Origin of the sequence: Vibrio sp. MMG023 (assembly GCF_021654215.1) — a bacterium.
In the GTDB taxonomy this organism is placed as follows: domain Bacteria; phylum Pseudomonadota; class Gammaproteobacteria; order Enterobacterales; family Vibrionaceae; genus Vibrio; species Vibrio jasicida.
In genome coordinates this window covers 1-2,026 of sequence record NZ_JAKFZP010000026.1, presented here as the reverse complement: position 1 = coordinate 2,026, position 2,026 = coordinate 1, and the positions used below count along the sequence as shown (strand labels likewise).

The following is a 2,026-nucleotide window of genomic DNA, read 5'->3' as shown; positions in this document are numbered from 1 at the left end:
GACTATGGCACTGCCATAGGAATGCTTTTGCGTTGGGTGATTGTTCACAGGAACTAAGCCGAACAGAAAGAGGGATGGCACCAAGTGAGGAACGAACCTAGTGCAAAGACCGATTTCGTTTTGAGGCTAGTTATCGTGGGAGGAGTGAAACGACGGAATGAACCGAGCGAATGCGAGAACGCCCAAACGGAACATTAACCACTACCAAAATAAACGTAATACATATGTATTACACACAAAGCTATGAACAATTAGTGCACGAAAGTTGTTCACGCCCTAACCTTTTGTTATTTAAGCTATCGAGATCGCTCTAGGAATAAATGTGGCTGTGTTAACATGGCTTTCTTGATGTTTGTTGCAACCAACATGCCCTGTTAAGGTTGCTAAACATACAGGCGTGATGGCAATTGAGAAACTGATTACTCAATATTCATCAGCTTAAATACGCCTGTCGAGTGACGAGTAAAAATGCACTGTGGTAGTCTACAAAAATTAATGACACCAGATCGATTAGCATCATATCGACGTCAAATGATTGAGTTTAATGACACCAACACATAACCTTAGCAACAAGTTCCCTTTAACAAGCATGGGAGTAACTGGTTAGCATTCGGAATAACAATTGAAGTATGATAGACAAAACAAGAAGAGAGATAAGTTTATGAAGCGCAAATAAAAGAAAACCCCAAACATCTCTGTTTAGGGTTAACCCACGAGTCAACTAGAACAGGTTCTAAGTAAACTCTTTGATCTAAGCACCCAAAGAATAACAAAGAACCCGAAAAGTTGACATAAAATATGTCAATTTCTTCGCCGCTGGGCGAAGTTAAGGATTCCCAATGCTTGAATTTAACAAGCTGAGTAAAAAACTACTCACAAAGATGAGAACATTGAAACTGAAACCTTGGGACTTAATCCGCCTTGGGTGGACAGTTAAAGAACTCATTCAATTCTTGTTCTTCGACGAGTAAAAGAACCAAAAAAGGCGGCGAATGCCGCCTTTTCTATTAAATCCAACCGCGCTCTGCGAATGAAACTGTACCTTCAAAAGAGACTACGAAGTGGTCAAGTACTTTAACATCGATAAGCGCTAGTGCATCGATTAAGCGGCGCGTAATGCGACGGTCAGCTTGGCTCGGCTCAGCAACACCCGATGGGTGATTGTGATAAAAAATAACTGCGCTTGCGTTTTCCCCTAGTGCCTTTTTGACAACTTCGCGAGGGTACACAGAAGCGGCGTTAACGGTGCCAGTAAAAAGCTCTTCAGAAGAACGCACGCGATGCTGGTTATCTAGAAAAATAACTCCAAACACTTCATGCTCACGCGCAGCTAAAGAATAGCGACAGAAATTCTTCACCACCTCAGGAGAGCTAAGAGCTGGTTGCTCACTAATACACAACTTTGACTCAAGGATTGCAGCTGCTTCATCTAAAATAGCCTGCTCATGTGCTGTGAACAAACCAGAATCCGAATAAGCGACAGAAACCGAGCTTTGGCCACCTTCGATATTTTCTGTTTCGTCCTCTCGCTCTTCTAAAGAAAATGTCATCACGACATCATTTGAGAAGTGGTAAATACAGTCACAAAACCTAACACTCTGAAGCACGCCCTCTTTAATAGTCAGATAGATAACCATGCTTGAGTATTCCTTGTTATACCATGCAAAGAAATCCTCTTTTGCCATTACGATAGGCTCATTGTGGCGGAAACAATCATCCATCCCCATAGATTGCGTTTTTAGCGTGACGGTGTCCGCGTACGCAAGTAATTGAGCGATTTTCTTTTTGGCATTCTTGCGCAGCTTATGACCTGTAAAAGACTTTAAAAACTCATCTTTAGAGGCAGCTTTCGACTCCAAGTTCGAGAACTTGGTCGGTTCTGGTTGCTTAGTGATGGTTGAGCGGATTACGTTTGAGTCAGTCATGGCTAGGTTTCCTTATGGAGTGAATTTCATCTTCGTCGTTGCCTGACTGTCCAACCCTCAAACATGGTTCTTCTCTGCAGGGGCGCGCAGCGTTTATATAT

Annotated in this window: 1 protein-coding gene; it reads right to left on the bottom strand. The window is 42.6% G+C overall.

Features of this window, described 5'->3' with window-relative positions; translation table 11 throughout:
* Positions 1-1,007 precede the first annotated feature (1,007 nt).
* A complete protein-coding gene (gene radC / locus L1076_RS26805) occupies positions 1,008-1,550 on the bottom strand; it encodes a DNA repair protein RadC (protein ID WP_237304871.1) in 543 nt (180 codons plus the stop codon).
* Between the last annotated feature and the right edge of the window lie 476 nt (positions 1,551-2,026).